Source organism: Yoonia maritima, from assembly GCF_002933395.1.
Lineage (GTDB): Bacteria > Pseudomonadota > Alphaproteobacteria > Rhodobacterales > Rhodobacteraceae > Yoonia > Yoonia maritima_A.
The window spans coordinates 20,661-38,018 of the sequence record NZ_PKFN01000013.1; the positions used below are offsets into that span (position 1 = coordinate 20,661).

Here is a 17,358-nt window from a genome sequence, read left to right on the forward strand (position 1 = left end):
GGCATCTATGTCCCACGCTCAGACGATGCAGGGGTACACGGCGCTGCGCGAACAGGTCGAGCATATCTATGCAGACCTGCAAGAGCAGGTTCCGGATATTCGAAAACCCTCGGACCTTTCGGATTCCACGCACGCACTTAGTGCGACACCGACCACACCGGGTTCTCAGACTTCGCAAGAATTGCCGCCCATGCAAGACGGTGAGCTTGAGCTTATTGATTTGCGCCTTGCTCTGGTTCAAATTTCGTTCGCTGTTGGAAGCAATGATCAAATTACTGTCGTGCGCGCTCAAGCTGACGAACAGCCAAAGGTTATTGCCGTTCAAAACGGTATTGTCGATTTTGCGCAACTTCGGGAATGGGCCGCGACGCAACCAAACCCAGATGCATTGTTGTCGGGTGATACGTTACGCGTTCCGTTGGTTGTGTTTCAGCAGGCGCAGTTTAATTTTGCCCCAGATGACGTGTTGCGCCTAAGCCGCGCCGATGGCGCGTTCATTGCAAACCTCGGTGCGATGGTGATCGACGGTGCCGAGATTATAGCGACAGATGAAGAAAACCCAAAAACGTCGGATTTTGTCCCATTTGTAACCACTGCAGGTACAGGGATGACGCAAATCTCGAACAGTTTGTTCGAAGGGTTGGGGTTTGGTGACACAGCTGCATTTTCCGGCGTGTCAATCATTAACCGAGGGCTATACGCGCCTATCGGTGATTCTTACATGATGCAAAGCGTACTGCGTGACGTCAAAAAAGTGACGTTCGACAGCACCGAAAATACGATCATTAAAGGCAATGTTTTTGCAGGCCAAGAAGCCGGCACAGTCGAATTGCGTCACACACAGCATGCCCGAGTGATTGCAAATATATTTGCCGACAGCGCGAATGGTAGCGCATTGCGGATTACCGATGGTTCGGCAGGTGCAACGCTTGCCAGAAACGTTGTGTTGAATAGCGCTAGCAACGGAATCACCGTAAATCATGGTAGTAACAATATCGTTGTGTCAGACAACATCGTCTGGAAAAGCGTCGGCGGCGGTATTTCTGTTAGCGGTTCTGATTGCGTTTACCTTGCGAATAACATCGCCATTGATAACCGCCGCAAAGGTATCGAACTGCGCACCAGTCAAAGCTCTGAGATCATCGCGAACCACCTTTTGGGAAACCAAAGCTCTGGGTTGTTCGTCGGGGATCAACCGATCGGAAGCCATACCACAATCAGCGACAATATCTTTGTTGGAAACCGGATTGGACTTTCGTCTGCCTCGGCGCACCGGTTGACGCTACAGGGCAATAATTTCCTGAATCAGTTCCCGCGCTTTTTGGATGGTGATCTGGCGTCGCAAAGCCACAAGATCGTCGCGGATTTGCGTGGCGATCAGGATATCGACCTGACCGCTGGTGGGATCGCGACATTCACCACTACGCCCGTAACTTGCACATATAAATTGGATAGCTGAGCAATGGTATTCTCGTCAGAATCATTCCTGTTCCTATTTTTACCAGTGTTTTTGTTGGTCTATTATGCCACGCCTGAGCGGCTGAAATCCTATGCGATCCTTGCGGGTTCATATGTGTTTTACGCATGGTGGCGTGTCGATTTTCTGGGTCTCTTGTTCCTGGCTACCGCCTTTGCCTATGTGATCGGCCAAAAGGTCGCCAAACACCGCGGCACGTCACTTGGCCGGACCTATCTAATTATCGGGGTCGTCGGTTGTTTGGGGGTGCTTGGCATCTTTAAATACCTGAACTTCTTTATCGACAGCTTTGCCGCGCTTCTTGGTACCGATACAGCTGGACTGGGCATTCACTGGCGTTTGATCCTGCCTATCGGGATTTCGTTCTATGTGTTTCAGGCGCTTAGCTATCTCATCGACGTGCACCGTGGTGATGCCACTGCCGACGCGCCATTCATTGACTTTGCGGCCTTTATCGCGCTTTTCCCGCAGCTAATCGCTGGCCCAATCCTGCGCTACAAAGACCTAGAAGATCAGTTCCGCGAACGCACCCATTCCGTTGAAATGTTCAGCGACGGCTTTGCACGGTTCATCATCGGACTTGGTAAAAAGGTCATCCTTGCCGACGCCGTCGCGCCGCTGGCTGATCTGGCCTTTGCGACTGACAATCCCGGAATGGCGCTCGCTTGGGCGGGGGCTGCTGCCTATATGCTTCAGCTTTACTTCGACTTTTCCGGCTATAGTGATATGGCGATTGGGCTGGGCAAGATGATGGGGTTCAACTTCCTTGAAAACTTCCGGTTTCCGTATATCAGCAAATCAATCACTGAATTCTGGCGGCGCTGGCATATCTCTCTGTCGAACTGGCTGCGCGATTATCTTTACATCTCGCTTGGCGGTAACCGCAAAGGAGCGGGGCGCACCTATGTGAACCTCATGATGGTCATGGTTTTAGGTGGGCTATGGCACGGCGCGAACTGGACGTTTGTTCTGTGGGGCTTCTGGCACGGCGGTCTGCTGGCAACCGAACGCTTTGTCGGCTGGGATCGGAACGCCAAAAACCACTGGTTCGCCCTGCCCCTGACGCTGTTCTTTGTGTTGATCGGTTGGGTCATGTTTCGCGCGGCCTATGTTGGCGAAGCGTTCGAAATTTACGGCGGCATGATCGGATTGAACGGGCTGATCGGTGATCCAACCGTCTGGCTGTCTGTAACCCGCGAAAGCCTTGTCCTGACTGCGCTGGCCGTCATGGTTGTGTTTGCCGAACCCCGTATTTCGGCAGCAATCGACGCCAACGGCACTGGCATGACCCAAATCCGCACAGATGGAACTGCGGTCGCCAACCCAACGGTGCAGGTGCTGAACACGCTTGCCATTTTGCTGATCGGCACTGTGACCATCCTCAAGCTGGCCGAGCAAAGCTTTTCACCCTTCTTGTATTTCCAATTTTGATCGGAGGAACGTGATGTATTTCCAAACTGCGATAAGACTAGCGGCCCCCGTGGCATTCTTTGGATACGCCGCATTTGCGAACATTGCGCTGTTTCAGGCGGATGTCGAAGGGCCGCACTTAGACGGGTTCGTCAAAGGTGGCTTCACCCAAGATGTCGACACCCTGTACCGGGCAAACCTGCCCCACCGCGAAGTCGCCGTGGGTTGGGTTGGCGCCGCGCGCTATGTCCTGCTGAACGAAGGCCGCAAAGGCGTGATTGCTGGCGAAAAAGGCTGGCTGTTCAGCTCTGAAGAATTCCGCGCGCAAGATCCCGATCAGATTGGCTTGACTGATACTTTGGATTGGATAGCGTCTGTTCAAGAACAGCTTTCTAAGACCGGGACTGAACTGGTTATCGTTCCCCTGCCTGCTAAGCTTGAGATTGCCCAAATTCACGGCGGCGATGCCGAGCAAGCCCAGTCTATTGCGGGTACATACGACCTGTTTCTGGCCGAACTTGCCGCGCGCGACATTGTAACGGTCGATACGCGTGCGGCCTTAACCGCCGAAACCGCCGCCTTCTTTCAAACAGACACGCACTGGACATCTGCTGGCGCACGCACGGTTGCGCAAACCGTTGCAGCGTCCGGCACGATTGAGATTGGCGTGGACAAATTCACACGAACTGACCTCGACCCGATCCATTTTACCGGCGATTTGGTATCGTTCGTGACCTCCGAAGAATTGGCGCCAACCGTTGGTCTGACCATGGAAACCGTTACGCCATATGTCGCTGAAATGGTGGCAAACGATGAGGCAACCGGCACAATTGATCTGTTCGGATCAGATGGGCCTGCGCCAATCGCATTGGTCGGTACCAGTTATTCTGCCAACCCGAACTGGAGCTTCGCCGAAGCGCTAAAGTTAGAGTTGGCCCAAGACATTTTAAACTACGCAGAAGAGGGCCAAGGCCCTGTTGCGCCAATGCGCGCATATCTTGAAACGCTTGATCCGGCCGAGGCTCCTCCGATTGTTATTTGGGAGTTCCCTGTGCGTTATCTAAGCGACCCTGCTTTGATGGATAGCCTTCTGCCAACAAATGGGGACGACAATGTTTAAACTCGCAACCGCACTCATCCTTGGGCTTGCGACATCAGCCGTCGCACAAGATAGCGACGATGCGATAGAACCAAGCCGCATTACGGTAAAGATGATGCCGGGCATCACATCATCAGCGCAACTGCCAACGCAAGAATTGATCGACGCGCGTAAATCACTGACGCAAGGCCGAAGAATTTACACGTCTCAACTGCGTCAAATTGCAGACCTAGGAGATGGTTTTGCTGCGCTCAAATTTGCCGAATGGTTAGAAGACTCTGAAACAGCACAACAGTCCGATATCGCACATTACTATGGGATTGCAGCAGCCACTGGACGGCTAAACGCGTTTAACAGATTGCTTGATGCACTTGACCACATTGATCCAGCGGAACTGCCACGCGCACGTAGTAATGTTCTGGAAGGCATAGTGTTTGCATATGCCCGCGCTGGAAATAGCCGTGCGGTAGATGCCGTCATTCGCTATCAAATTGCGCAAAAACCATTTGGGCGTATCGATAGCGAGGTCGAAAGCCTGCTCGCCCAAGCGCACGGAGATACGGCATCTTCGATTTCGTTGCACCTCGCGCTGACCATTCTCCAAAACGAAGCGCATTCACCAGACGATTTGGCGCGTGCGCAGGCCTATATTCAAACGGCCGCTGAATCAGATTCACTTGAAACGCAATTGGTTGCGGCAAATCTTACCCCGCTGCTTGATGAAGCACTTTCTAAGCAGTCTGAAACACCAACGGAGGTCATGCAGTGAAACAGCGCAATCTAAAGCTGGCATGTATTGCCTTATCCGCATTTGGGATGATGCCGAATATTGCGGTGGCTGAATCGATGTTTGGCTGTGCAGGCCTAGAAACCGATACTGAACTACCCGCTTTGGAGGGCAAAGACGGTGTATTTTTCAGGATTAAAACAGACCTGCGCATGAACCATCCGTTTTCGGATCAAAACGTTGAATTCATTTCAGAGCTGTCGCAAGCGCTAGCCGAGAATGGGACAACTTTAATTTTTGTTCCGATCCCGACGAAAAGCGTCACAATGCCGGATTATCTGCCGGAAGAGGCGGCGCTGTACGGGTTTGACTTGGGTATCGCGACCGCAGTGCATGACGATATCTTGGACCGGCTGAATGCCGCGGGTGTCATTACGGTCGATGCCCGCGAAGCAATGATGGATGCCGAAGAAATTCCTTTCTTTAAGGCAGACTTTCACTGGTCCCACATTGGTGCGCGTCATACAGCCGAAGCGATTGCCGAAAAGATTAAAGGCCTGCCAGAATACGCTGATCTTGAACATACACCATTCGAGACCGTCGAAGAGGGGATTGAAATATCTTTTTCTGGCATGAGGCGAGATTTGCAAGAGCACTGCGTTAAAACGCTGCCCGAAGCAGAAATTATGACATATTCGACCACACAAACAGAAGATATCGATCTTGGTGACGGTGGTCTTGACCTGTTTGGCGAAGATGATCTGACTGTTCCCATCGCGCTGCTGGGAACTTCGTTTTCTGACAGTCCGGTCAATAACTTCCCCGGTTTTATCGCCCAGTACACAGAGCTAGAGGTCGTGAACTATGCTTTAACTGGTGGGAACCAATATGGTGCCATGACGTCTTATTTGACATCAACCGAGTTCCAAGAAACGCGGCCACGGTTTTTGGTGTGGGAAAATCCGGTTTACACCAACCTTGCACAATACGGCGACCAGCCGATGCGTGAACTTATTGCTGCCGCCGGACAGACCTGCACCTTACCGCTAGAAGCGCAAGCTAATGAAGCCAACACCGTGGTGACGGTCGATCTTACCGACTATGACTTGGGTCCTGAGGATACGATCTTTATCGATATCCATCAGCTTGCGGGAACCAGCGCTAACTTTCTGTTTCAGTCCCATGATGGCCTGACACGGAGCAAATTTATCGAACGAGGCGAACGCCAAAGCCGGACGGGTCGTTTCTATATGCCGTTGTCTGGACTTTGGGCCGACGGCGCAGCTTCGGTCGATATTTCGACGTCTGGGCCTTTTACCTCCCAGCCCAGCGTCTTTGCCTGCACCACTCAAACAAAGGAAGAAATATGAAACTCCCGTTTACTGTCGCTTTAGCGGCTATCCTCACTCAGGTTAGTCCCGCTCTGGCCGATGATGGCCTATATCAAGATGTGGCTGATCCGAACTCGAGCTTCGTCCGGGTTGTTGCACCGGGTCAGACTGTTGCTTCGATAAATGGTGAAAGTGTTAGTGACATTGCATCAGGCGTTTCAGATTATGTGAACGTCATGCCCGGAGAGATTGACGTTGTTGTCCCGAATGGGACTGGAGTGGTCGAAGTTGGACCAAGCGCCTACTATACGGTTCTTTTTACTGAAGATGGTCAAACAGAAATCGTCACAGACGACATCACGAACAGCCCTTCAAAAGCTGACATATCGGTCTACAATCTGACTGATACACCAAGCATTGACGTATTTGTCCCACAAGCAAATGCCGTCGCTGTTGAAGGCATCGAAGCCATGCAGGGGCAGTCCGTAGCGATCAAAGCACCGCTCACATTGGATTTTGAACTGCGCTCTGGTGACGAAGTTCTAGCAACTGTTTCAGAGGTGGAACTTATCCGTAACGCTGGTGTGTCCATCGTTCTGCTACAGAACGACGACGGATACTCTGCATTCGCCACGGACAATTCCTACCTTAAATAAGGTAGCCATACAGGAGTAACCACATGTTTGGTTTCGTATCTTCGCCAAAACAAAACTGGTCAGCGATCCTTTCGGTGCTTGCCCTGTCGGTCGCACCTATTGCGACATCTGCCCAAGAGGCGAGCACGAATGTGCTCGACCTCGAATTTTTACCACCTGAGATTACGCCGTCACACATCTGTGTGCCGCGCGCGCCGGATGCTGACACGATAGAAACTTGGAGAAATTGGGACGGTGTCAGGCTCCCAAATGTCGACCACGCGCTGATCAAGCGTGACATCAATCGGTTGCAGCAAATTAACGCTTCTTATTGGCTCGAAACGATTGAGCTGATTATCACGCGTTTGGCCGAAGCCGACCCAAGCTACGCAGGGAACAACGCGCTGTTGGCGCGGATCTCTGCGATGGTTGCCGCCGGCGCGTTTGAAGAATTAAGCAGTCAGCAGCTTATCGCGCAGCTTGCTGCTGACGAAGAACTCCTTTCGCCACGTATCAAAACAGCTTTGTCAGGATATTTTCGGAACGGGCTTGGTGTTGAACGTGACGTCGAACACGCAGATGCATTGCTTGTTGATGCTGGATATTCAGGCAACGCCGATGCGTTGCTGACCCTCACGAAACGTGAACTTGCTGGAACTAGTCCCGAAGGGTGGGATGTTGCCCCTGAACTTGCCGTGACGATGGCGTTTGGTTCGTTAGTGGGGGAATTGAACCCTTCGATCTGTGACCGCGTTGCACGTATTGCACGCGAATACAGCAACGGTGAAATCGTGCGACCAAACCCGCAGCTTGCGCATGATTGGTTTCGGTTTGCAGCCGACCTAGGCGATTCAAATTCGGCCTGGAAAATCGTTGAATTTCATATGCTGGCAGAGAATTTCGAAAAAGATAACGACGTTCTGCTGCATTATTTAACGCAGGCTGCAGATGCGCAATTACCGTATGCGCAAATTGCGCTGGGCCGTGTTTATGAAACCGGTGCATTGGTTGAACGCGACCTTGATCGTACTTTGCAATTGTTTCGCGCTGCTGCAAAATCAGGTGGGCGTCCCGGCTTGACACGTCTGGCGCTGTTTTTAGAAACCTATGCTGATCGCTACCCCGGCACCAATGACGAACGCTTGGCAGCATTGAATAACCTTGCCGAACATCCAGGTGCGGCGGGCTGGGTTTTCTCTCGGCTTGCGGATGACGTTTACGAGCGTAAAGGTCGTTGGGGTGGTCAGGCAGAGGCTTTGGTTTATCTGGAACGCGCAGCAGAGCTGGGCGACATGGATGGTTCGATCAACCTTGCCATCAACCTTGTCGCGCAACGAAGTGGCGAACATGAGATTGAACGCGCGGTTGATCTGCTTTCGTATTCAGTATCAGCTTTGGGCGGCGTCAATCCGGCCAAGTTGTTACATGGTGTCTTCATGTGCCAAGCTCCCGATAGCCCACGTGTCCAAGAGGCACAGTATTGGCAAAGCATCGAAGCTGCGACAGGGACGTCGAATGTTGAAATTGCGGCACGTGATCTTATTGAATTAGATAACGAAGATGACGCGCTGACCATTGCGCTGATACAATCTCATGCGTTGTATGGTCGTGCAAAAGCGATGGCGAGCTACTTAAAGTATCTTGAGAATTCGCCTGATACAACGCCCGAGATGCTGGCGTTTTGGCACGAATATTCGAACCAATACACAAGTGTTTTGGAGGCGCTGGCCGATCTGGAATTCGAATTGGCCGAAAACCCAGCCGAGCGTATCGTTGCGTTTAGTCTGTTAAGGCAAGAGTATAAACTCTCTGGTGCTCCGGCGGCTCTCGCTCTTGCTCAAGCGATATTGGATTATCAGTCTGATACCGAATTCAGCACCGCAGACGTTCGCACACTGCTGGAAGCACCAGCCGGTGAGGGTCAGGGGGCCGCGATGCAATTGCTTGCCGCGCTTGACCCAAGCGATGATAGCGGTCGCGCTGTATTCGAACAATTCGCTGACGTTATCGAAGCAAATGGCGACTTTGATGCGCTTCTTTTTGCCGTGCCATTCTTAGAGGCGGAAAAGCAGGAAAATTATCTATCGCGGGCCGCCGGTATCATCCCGTGCGACTATAAAAACGTGATGGCCATGTCGCGTCTCTATCTCGAGATTGGCAATTCCGAAAATGCTGTGCACTGGATGCGGATTGCTGAATATCTTATGGAAGACAATCCATGGACAATGGTCGACCTCGCACGTTCAGAGCTAAACGTTCTTGGTGTCGAAGCAGCACCCAAAGCGATGGACTTGTTTGAACGTGCTGCGGCGCTGGGTGACGTAAACGCGCCCCGTGGAATGTTTGATTTGTTAGTCACAAACGATGCGGAAACCTATGATCCTGAACGTGCGGCTCTTTTAATTACACAGGCTATGGACGATCCAGAGCACGCCTATTTGAACCGCTTCTTAGGGGCCTATCGTGGCGCCAACGACGAAGTCAAAGCCGAGATCGAATCTCGTCTTGATATGCCTCAGGTCTATATGGTTGCCGCTGAATCTGGCGATATCTTCTCAATGCGTACCTATGCACTTTACCTACGCGAAAATGCGGCCAACACGACCGACCTTGCAACATCAACCGAATGGTTGGCGCGTGCGGCCGAAGGTGGCGACACAACAGCAATGGCCGAACTAGGATACGCGCTTGCATTTGGGATCGGAACCGAGGCCGATTTGGACAATGCAGTTGTCTGGCTGGAACGTGCTGCAGCAAATGGGTCTGACAAAGCCGCGACGATTACGGCACTTCTTAACCTCAATGAGGATACATAATGCGTAAATTTATAAGCATCGCAGGAGCCGGAATTCTGATGTCTTTCGCTAGCCCTGCTCTTGCAGATGAAGAAGCCTGCGCCGCAGCACCTGAACCTGTTGTGACGCTTGGCTTTGGTAGCCGCTACACGGATGATAGCAAATCGCGGTCTGAAATCGACGATGAAAGTAATGCAGAGGTCAATGCAGCGCTTGGACCGATTGACGATTTTGTGCGGGATCTCACGCAGATTGCGAATAATGTCACCAAAGGCGATGGAGACCGCGTTGAACAGGCGGATTGTGCAATTGCCCAAATGTTGACTTGGGCCGAGGCTGACGCCTTTTCCGAACTTAACACCATCACCGCCAATTTTTCGATTGGATCGCGTCTTGGTGCATTTGCGATGGTTTATCGGCAGGTCGTACCCTACGCGACGGATATCCAAGCACGTGATGTCATCGAAGATTGGCTTGGTCGCCGCGCCACGGAGCAAATGACATTTTGGGAAGAAGACGCAACCTCTGGTGCGAAAACGGGTAACCTGCGGGCTTGGGCAACATTGGGGATTAACCTTGTCGGTCAGATCAGGAATGATCCAATTGCGCTTAGCTGGTCCGAGTGGTCAGCGACATATCTTCAATGTCAGGCGCTTGCTGACGGCAGCCTACCCCAAGAAATGCGTCGCGGAAAATATGCACTGCACTATCAGTTGCACGCTGTTGCCCCGCTGGTTTTAACAACGTTGTTACTGGAACAGCAGGGGCGTTCTATCAAGGGCGTGTGTGACAATGCACTAGATCGGATTGTCGCGTTTACAATCGCTGATCTCGAAACAGGTGAAGCAAGTGCTGCTTATTCTGGTAAAGAACAAAGCTTGTTTGACGGCACTGAAGAGCTTGAGAGCTTTCAGATGGCTTGGCTCGAGGCGTATCTCGTGTTGTCCCCGAACCCCGATATTGACGCATATGCGGATCGGTTCCGCCCGATGTCGAACAGTAAACTGGGCGGTGATCAGGCTCTGCTTTGGTCTGGAACAGGTTCTGATGGGTAACTAAAGGCTAGGTCTGGCGAACATTGACGTTTTTGTCGTCATGCGGCACTATATTTTTGCTCAGCTATCGCCAGGCCACCCCTTTATCACTTGTTCATGACATGTATCGTCGCGTTGCGCCGCAGGCGTTGTGAACTCCCGTTCCAGCGAGCCCGCAATGACATTTATGCCCCGTATGACTGCCGAGACACGTGCGATCCGCACTCTGCGTCCGCTGTCATGGCGTCGCTGGCCGGGTATCATTGCGGATGTTTGGCATGTTCACGGCGATGCAGGTGGCGGTGGTTTTTACCGCTCACCCGATCCGCGGTTGGTGGTGTTTTTAGGGGACGGGGCAAACGATCTTCGCATTCGTACGCATGAAAATGCGCCATGGACCCAAGATGTGGGTGTCTTTTATGTCCCGGCCGGTGTCCCAATGTGGAGCGAGCTGGACCGCGAAGGCCCATACGCCCACCTTGACCTGCATCTTGATGTAGGACCACTTGCGCAGCGGTTGCAGACACTGGTCGCCCCATCTGCGCTCACACAACCACAGCTTTTGAAAAGCACAGACCGGATCAATGCGCTTGCCGGTATGATCGCCGAAGAAGTGATGATGCCATCGCGCCCTGATCTTATGACTGACGGGTTGTTTTCTGCGCTGATGACAGAGGTCCTCGAACTTCCTGCGCCGCAGCCAGAGGCCGAGCGCGGTGGTCTGTCACCGCATACGCTGACCAAGCTAGAGCACTACGCGCGGCAAAGTTTAGATCGGCGTATTACTGTCGCTGAGCTGGCCGAAGTTGCTGGCCTGTCCGAAAGCTGGCTAACACGCGCATTCCGTCAAAGCCTTGGCACGACCCCGCAAAGGTGGCTGACATCTCTGCGTCTTGCCACCGCCCAAGACCTGATGGCTAACTTGTCACTCCCCTTGGCCGCCGTCGCAGCTGAGGCTGGATTCGCCGACCAAGCCCACCTGACGCGCGTCTTCCGAACCCATCACGGACAGACGCCGGGTGATTGGAGAAAGCGTCGTTTTGTCCCGAATCCGACAAATCACGACAGTTTGGTTCAAGCCAATCGTTAATTTCTGACTTAAACGGTCGGAAATTAAATTACCTCGGACACGCACATGACCCTTACATCTCGGCTTACTTTGCTGGCTAGCGCCAGCATCTTTGCGCTTTCATCATCGGCCGCTCACGCCCAATCCACTGCGGATCTGTACGATCTTGGCTCGATCCAGCTCGAAGGAGAGATCGATCCATCTGATCCAGTCCCCGGCTATGTTGCCGCGAACGCACAAACCGCGACCAAAACAGGCACGCCCATCCTTGAGACACAGCAATCTGTTTCTGTGATCACCGGCGAACAGATCGAGGACCAAGGCGCAACAACACTGGGTGATACGCTCGGCTATACTGCCGGTCTGACCGCACAGCCCTATGGCACCGACCCACGCTTTGACAGCCCAACCATTCGCGGCTTCAATGGTTCCGGCGCACAATACCTCAATGGTTTGCGCATCCTGCGCGGCTTTGGTGCGCCATCGTTTGAGATCTACTCGCTTGAGCGTGTCGAAGTCCTTAAGGGCCCATCGTCCGTCCTATATGGTTCAGGCATCCCGGGTGGCATCATCAACCAAGTCCAGAAACGTGCGCAATTTGTCGACTTTGGAGAAGCTGGCGTTGGCGTCGGTGATCCGAAAGCGACCGAAGGCTTTGTTGACTGGAACCATAACTACACCGACAACTTTGCAGCACGTTTCACAGCCGTGGCACGCGACAGCGAAGAAGATGTCGAAGAACTGACAAACCAGCGTGGCTATCTGGGCGTGGCGACACGTTGGGATATCACCGATGCGACGACTTTGCAGTTTCTCGGATCCTACCAGAAGGATAACCCGCTGACACCGGCGGGCGTACCACATGGCTTGATCGGCCAAGTAGATGACGAAGATTTGCGCAGCTTCTATGTTGGTGACCCAACAGACGACAATAGTGATCGTGAAACGTTAAACCTTGGGTTCGAGCTTAGCCACGATCTGAACGAAGATTGGTCGCTGAATGCTGGTTACCGTCACCAGCGTTTTGACTGGGACTACACCGGATTTTATGTGACAGGTGTTGCTGCAGATAACGACACAATTTCTCGCGGTGGCAGTACTCAAGACGAAGAAAGTGTTACTGACAACCTAGATGTCCGTGTTCAAGGTTCAGTTTGGGCTGGGAACACGGCGCATGATCTGCTTTTCGGATTGGACGTCCGACGCTACGATGTCAAAGAAGTCGTAGACTTCATGTACGCTGACGACATCAGTTACTCCGACCCGCAATACAGTGGCGCGAACTTGACCGCACCATGGTACAGCTCAATTGATGATTTGGTCATGGATCAAATTGGCGTTTATGCACAAGATGAAATTTCTGTAGGTAACTGGCGCGGGTCAGTGGCGCTGCGTCATGATCGCGCCAAGCAGACTGGCACATCTTGGAACAACTTTGGTGGTGAATCGGACGCCAGCCAAAGCGACGAAGCGACGACTGGCCGCGTGGGCGTATCCTATGTGTTCGACAATGGCATTGCACCTTATGCAAGCTATGCAACATCGTTTGATCCAGAAGTCGGAAGCGATATTGACGGCAATGCGCTGAAGCCAACCGAAGGCGAACAATATGAATTGGGCGTCAAATGGGAACCAACAACGTTTAACGGCTTCTTCTCTGCTGCGGTTTACGACCTGACCCAAAGCAACCTATCGGCAAACGTCGAAGAAGGCGGCGTAGCTGGCACGCGTCAGATCGGCGAAGTCACGTCCAAAGGTCTAGAGCTGGAAGGTTCTGTTGATCTGGACAACGGCTGGAATATTCGCGGACAGTACACTTGGAACGAAACAGAGCAGACCAAGGGCGACAACGTCGGTAACGAAATGCCAAACGCACCCGCGCATAACGCAAGCCTTTGGGCCAACTATGGCTTTGGCAACGACAGCGCTCTTGAAGGTCTGCGCGTTGGTGGTGGTATTCGCTACATCGGCACACGTTTCGGTGACACAGCAAACGCTTACGAGATGGAAGACGTCACATTGCTTGATCTTCAGACAAGCTATGACGTGACCGAAGACATCGCAGTATCACTGAACGTCACCAACCTGACTGACGTCGCATATGTGGCCAACTGCGGTTCATTCGGCTGCTACTATGGCGACGGCCGCACTGTTCAGGCGCGTATGTCCTACAAGTGGTAAACGCTTATAATAGCTTTGGGCGCCGCGCATTTATGTGCGGCGCTCTTGCGTCTGTCGCGCTTCCTGTGCGGGCGGATACGCCTCGGATTGCGGCCATTGATTGGGCCATGCTTGAAACCGCTATGGCGCTTGGCATTGTTCCCGTCGCCGCCTGCGAACTGATCCGATTTCGCGCAGATGCCGTGACCCCCGACCTTCCGCGATCGGTTGTTGATTTGGGGCTACGCAGCGCACCAAATTTCGAACTTTTGCAACTCACCCGCCCGACCCTGATCCTTTCGTCGCCATGGTACGGCTATATTGAGCCGCGCCTTTCCGCGATTGCGCCTGTGTTCAGCCAGACCTTCTACTTCGCCGACAAAGACCCTTGGCAAAAATCCATCGAGGCATTGCATGGTTTGGCCGCGCAGCTTGATATCCCTGAAACCGCAAATCAGGTTGAAGCCTCTGCCCAGGCTGAACTGGCACAAATGCGCGAAACGCTTGCGCCATTTCGTGACCGCCCCGTTTACGTCACCCAAATCGGCGACCCCCGGCATTTCCGCGCGTTCGGCGCAGATAGCATGTTTGGCGCCGTCCTATCCCTTTTGGGTCTGACAAATGCATGGGATGGCAGCACCGAATACTCATTTGCCGCGCCGGTCCCGCTTGAACGGCTTGCACCAAAGCCTGACGCGCGCATCATCGCGGTGTCCGGTATCCCCGCCGTCGCCGAACAAGGGCTACGCAATTCTGTACTTTGGAACCGGCTAGAGCCAGTCGCCCAAGGCCGTTTTACCACAATCGGCAACATCAACCCATTTGGCGGGCTTCCCGCCGGGCTGCGGTTCGCACGGCTTTTGACCAACGCCTTAACCCAAGGGCACGCCGGATGAAGATCGCTATACTGCCACTTTCGTTTCTTCTTGCGGTTGGGCTTTGGCTAGCTGCCGCGCAGCCTTGGCTGACGGGTGGATGGCCGCTGCCGCCGTTTGACGCTACACAACTTAGTTTTGACCACATCCTGCTTGCCTATGGTCACATGCCGCGCGGGATTATCGCGTTACTTGTTGGGGCATTACTTGGGCTTTCGGGTGCATTGCTGCAGATTGTCCTGCGCAACCCTATTGCGGATCCGTCAACGCTGGGCATTTCCGCAGGGGCGCAACTGGCGCTGGTCGCGGTGACTGTTTTGGCCCCCGAATGGCTGGCGTGGGGGCGTTGGCCCATCGCCATGTTCGGCGCGATGGCAGCGCTGACAATCGTGATGGGCATCGGTGCCGCCCGCGCATTCCACCCTGTGACAATGGTAATCGCGGGTATGCTTGTCGCACTGTTCGCGTCATCATTTGCGGCGGCGTTAACGCTGGCACAGGGGCAATATCTATTCTCATTGGTCGTTTGGAATGGCGGATCATTGGTGCAAACCGGCTGGGGACCAACGCTCACATTGATCGTGGCCTTGTTCGTTGGCGGTATCGGTGCCGCGCTTTTGGCGCGCCCGCTTAGCGTTTTGGGAGTAGCGTCAGAAACGGCGCGGTCGCTTGGGCTGAACGTCGCGTGGGTGCGCGGTTTGGCGGTGCTTTTGGCATGTGGACTGGCGGCAAGCGTATCGGCAACTGTTGGACTAGTCGCCTTTGTCGGGCTTGCAGCCCCCGCAATCGCTCGGGCATTGGGCGCACGCAAACCGGCGCAGGTGCTTTGGATGGCACCAATCGCAGGTGCTCTGCTCTTGTCGGTCTGTGATGGGCTTGTGCTGACCATCGCGGGCGCCGGCGGCGAAATGTTCCCAACTGGCGCTGTAACAGGTTTGATCGGCGGGCCCCTATTGCTGTGGCTACTGCCGCGCCTTCGCGCAACTCCGCCCCCTGCGCATTCAGATGCATTACCACGGCGCAAACGCCCTGCCGTGATGCTATGGGCATTGGCCGTCTTTTCAATCGTCTTGCTCGTGATCCTTGTCATGGTCGGTCGCCTACCAGATGGCTGGGCGCTGCTTGACCGCGAAAGCCTTGCCCTGTTCCTGCCCAATCGCCTACCGCGTCTGATTGGCGCGGCAAGCGCTGGTGGGCTGCTCGCCCTTTCAGGCGCAATCCTTCAGCGGCTTACGGCGAACCCGCTTGCCTCGCCCGAAGTCTTGGGTGTCTCTGGCGGCGCGGCAATGGGATATGCAGGGTTGTTGTTCCTAACGGCGGCACCAACTGCATTCCAGTTAACGCTAGGGGCAACAGTCGGCGGGGCGCTGGCGCTGGCATTAATTACGCTGTGTGTGTTGGGACGAAATGCACGACCAGAGCGGCTGTTGCTTGCAGGTGTTGCCGTGTCATCGCTTGCGGCATCGGTACTTTCACTTTTGATGGCCGCAGGCACAATGAAAAGCTTTGCCATTCTCGCGTGGCTGTCTGGTTCCGCTTCGGCACTCACTGGTACTGGGGCGGCGGCATTGGCCGGATTGCTAGTCGGATTAACTATCGGCGCGCTCTTCTTGGGCCGTTGGCTGGCGATCCTCCCACTTGGGCCAGAGGTCGTGCGCGCGCTTGGCATTCCCGTACGATTGGCGACGGTTGCCATGGTCCTTCTTGCCGGGCTTGCCACTGGGGCTGCGACTATCCTTGTTGGGCCGCTTAGCTTTGTTGGGTTGATGGCACCACATCTGGCGCGGCATCTGGGATTTGCCCGCGCAACTGATCACTTGCTTGGCAGTATGCTTATCGGCGTGTTGCTTATGCTTGCCGCCGACTTCGGCGCACGTATGGCAAGCTTTCCTTATGACCTGCCGCTTGGCCTGTTTGCGTCGCTTCTGGGCGCACCCTGGCTGATCTGGCTATTACTGCGGAGACCCGCATGACCACGCTTTATGACATTCAAAACCTGTCCTTCACCGTGCCGGGACGTACGTTGCTGGACGATGTGAAGCTGTCAGTGCCTGCGGGCAAGGTAACCGGGCTGATCGGGCATAATGGGTCTGGCAAGTCGACACTGCTCAAACTGCTGGCACGGCAGATCACACCCACATCCGGCACCATCGCCTTTCACGGGCAAGCACTGCCCGACTGGAATGCCCGCAAACTGGCACGGCGACTGGCGTATTTGCCGCAACACCTACCCCCAGCCGAAGGGTTGCTGGTGCGCGAACTCGCGGCACTTGGGCGGTATCCGTGGCATGGGCCCCTTGGCCGACCCGGCCCCGAAGACCAAAACGCCATCGATGCAGCCGTCACCGCCTGCGGGTTGGACGGACTTGCCGACCGGCGAGTTGATACGCTTTCGGGGGGCGAGGCACAGCGCGCGTGGCTTGCCATGTTGATCGCACAAGAGGCCGATTGCCTGCTGCTTGATGAACCGATCTCGGCGCTGGATATCGTGCATCAGGTCGAGGTGCTAAACCTCGTGCATAAACTAAGCCGCGACAGCGGGCGCAGCATCATCGTCGTGTTACACGATCTAAATATGGCAGCACGGTTCTGCGACCACATTGTCGCGCTACGCGGCGGGACGGTCGCCATGCAAGGAACCCCGCCAGACCTCATGAACCCGACGCAACTGCAATCCATCTATGGTGCCAATATGGAGGTGCTTTCCCGCGCCGACGGCACCCCAATCGCACATCCCAATTAAGTT

Annotated in this window: 13 protein-coding genes; all 13 read left to right on the top strand. The window is 54.1% G+C overall.

The genetic code is table 11. The features are described from left to right. The first annotated feature begins 7 nt into the window (after nt 1-7). Nucleotides 8-1,459 carry a NosD domain-containing protein gene (locus CYQ09_RS16190; protein WP_162617703.1) on the top strand — a complete coding sequence of 484 codons (1,452 nt, stop codon included), beginning with the start codon at nt 8-10 and terminating at the stop codon, nt 1,457-1,459. A gap of 3 nt (nt 1,460-1,462) precedes the next feature. Beyond that, entirely contained in the window at nt 1,463-2,908 is a 1,446-nt protein-coding gene (locus tag CYQ09_RS16195; RefSeq protein WP_106746438.1) for an MBOAT family O-acyltransferase, read from the top strand. 13 nt (nt 2,909-2,921) lie between these two features. Then, nucleotides 2,922-4,007 (top strand): alginate O-acetyltransferase AlgX-related protein, encoded by a 1,086-nt coding sequence (locus CYQ09_RS16200; protein ID WP_106746439.1) that lies wholly within the window; start codon nt 2,922-2,924, stop codon nt 4,005-4,007. After that, nucleotides 4,000-4,755 (top strand): hypothetical protein, encoded by a 756-nt coding sequence (locus CYQ09_RS16205; protein ID WP_106746440.1) that lies wholly within the window; start codon nt 4,000-4,002, stop codon nt 4,753-4,755. The genes CYQ09_RS16200 and CYQ09_RS16205 overlap by 8 nt, the downstream gene beginning before the upstream one ends. Continuing rightward, a complete protein-coding gene (locus CYQ09_RS16210; RefSeq protein WP_106746441.1) occupies nt 4,752-6,083 on the top strand; it encodes an alginate O-acetyltransferase AlgX-related protein in 1,332 nt (443 codons plus the stop codon). The genes CYQ09_RS16205 and CYQ09_RS16210 overlap by 4 nt, the downstream gene beginning before the upstream one ends. Further along, nucleotides 6,080-6,700, top strand: coding sequence for an alginate O-acetyltransferase AlgF (locus CYQ09_RS16215; protein ID WP_106746442.1), 621 nt, complete (start codon nt 6,080-6,082; stop codon nt 6,698-6,700). The genes CYQ09_RS16210 and CYQ09_RS16215 overlap by 4 nt, the downstream gene beginning before the upstream one ends. Before the next feature lie 23 nt (nt 6,701-6,723). After that, nucleotides 6,724-9,495, top strand: a complete 2,772-nt coding sequence (locus CYQ09_RS16220; protein ID WP_106746443.1) for a tetratricopeptide repeat protein — start codon at nt 6,724-6,726, stop codon at nt 9,493-9,495. Further along, nucleotides 9,495-10,529: an alginate lyase family protein gene (locus CYQ09_RS16225; RefSeq protein ID WP_106746444.1), complete on the top strand. Its 1,035-nt coding sequence runs from the start codon at nt 9,495-9,497 to the stop codon at nt 10,527-10,529. The genes CYQ09_RS16220 and CYQ09_RS16225 overlap by 1 nt, the downstream gene beginning before the upstream one ends. Before the next feature lie 157 nt (nt 10,530-10,686). Beyond that, nucleotides 10,687-11,598, top strand: coding sequence for an AraC family transcriptional regulator (locus tag CYQ09_RS16230; RefSeq protein WP_106746445.1), 912 nt, complete (start codon nt 10,687-10,689; stop codon nt 11,596-11,598). A gap of 45 nt (nt 11,599-11,643) precedes the next feature. Further along, a complete protein-coding gene (locus tag CYQ09_RS16235; RefSeq protein ID WP_106746446.1) occupies nt 11,644-13,758 on the top strand; it encodes a TonB-dependent siderophore receptor in 2,115 nt (704 codons plus the stop codon). Next, the gene (locus CYQ09_RS16240; RefSeq protein ID WP_239495980.1) at nt 13,752-14,633 is read left to right on the top strand and encodes an iron-siderophore ABC transporter substrate-binding protein; all 882 of its coding nucleotides are present in this window, start codon (nt 13,752-13,754) and stop codon (nt 14,631-14,633) included. The genes CYQ09_RS16235 and CYQ09_RS16240 overlap by 7 nt, the downstream gene beginning before the upstream one ends. Beyond that, nucleotides 14,630-16,585, top strand: coding sequence for a Fe(3+)-hydroxamate ABC transporter permease FhuB (gene fhuB / locus CYQ09_RS16245; RefSeq protein ID WP_106746448.1), 1,956 nt, complete (start codon nt 14,630-14,632; stop codon nt 16,583-16,585). The genes CYQ09_RS16240 and fhuB overlap by 4 nt, the downstream gene beginning before the upstream one ends. Further along, nucleotides 16,582-17,355: an ABC transporter ATP-binding protein gene (locus CYQ09_RS16250; protein WP_106746449.1), complete on the top strand. Its 774-nt coding sequence runs from the start codon at nt 16,582-16,584 to the stop codon at nt 17,353-17,355. Before fhuB ends, CYQ09_RS16250 begins: the two co-directional genes overlap by 4 nt. Nucleotides 17,356-17,358 lie beyond the last annotated feature (3 nt).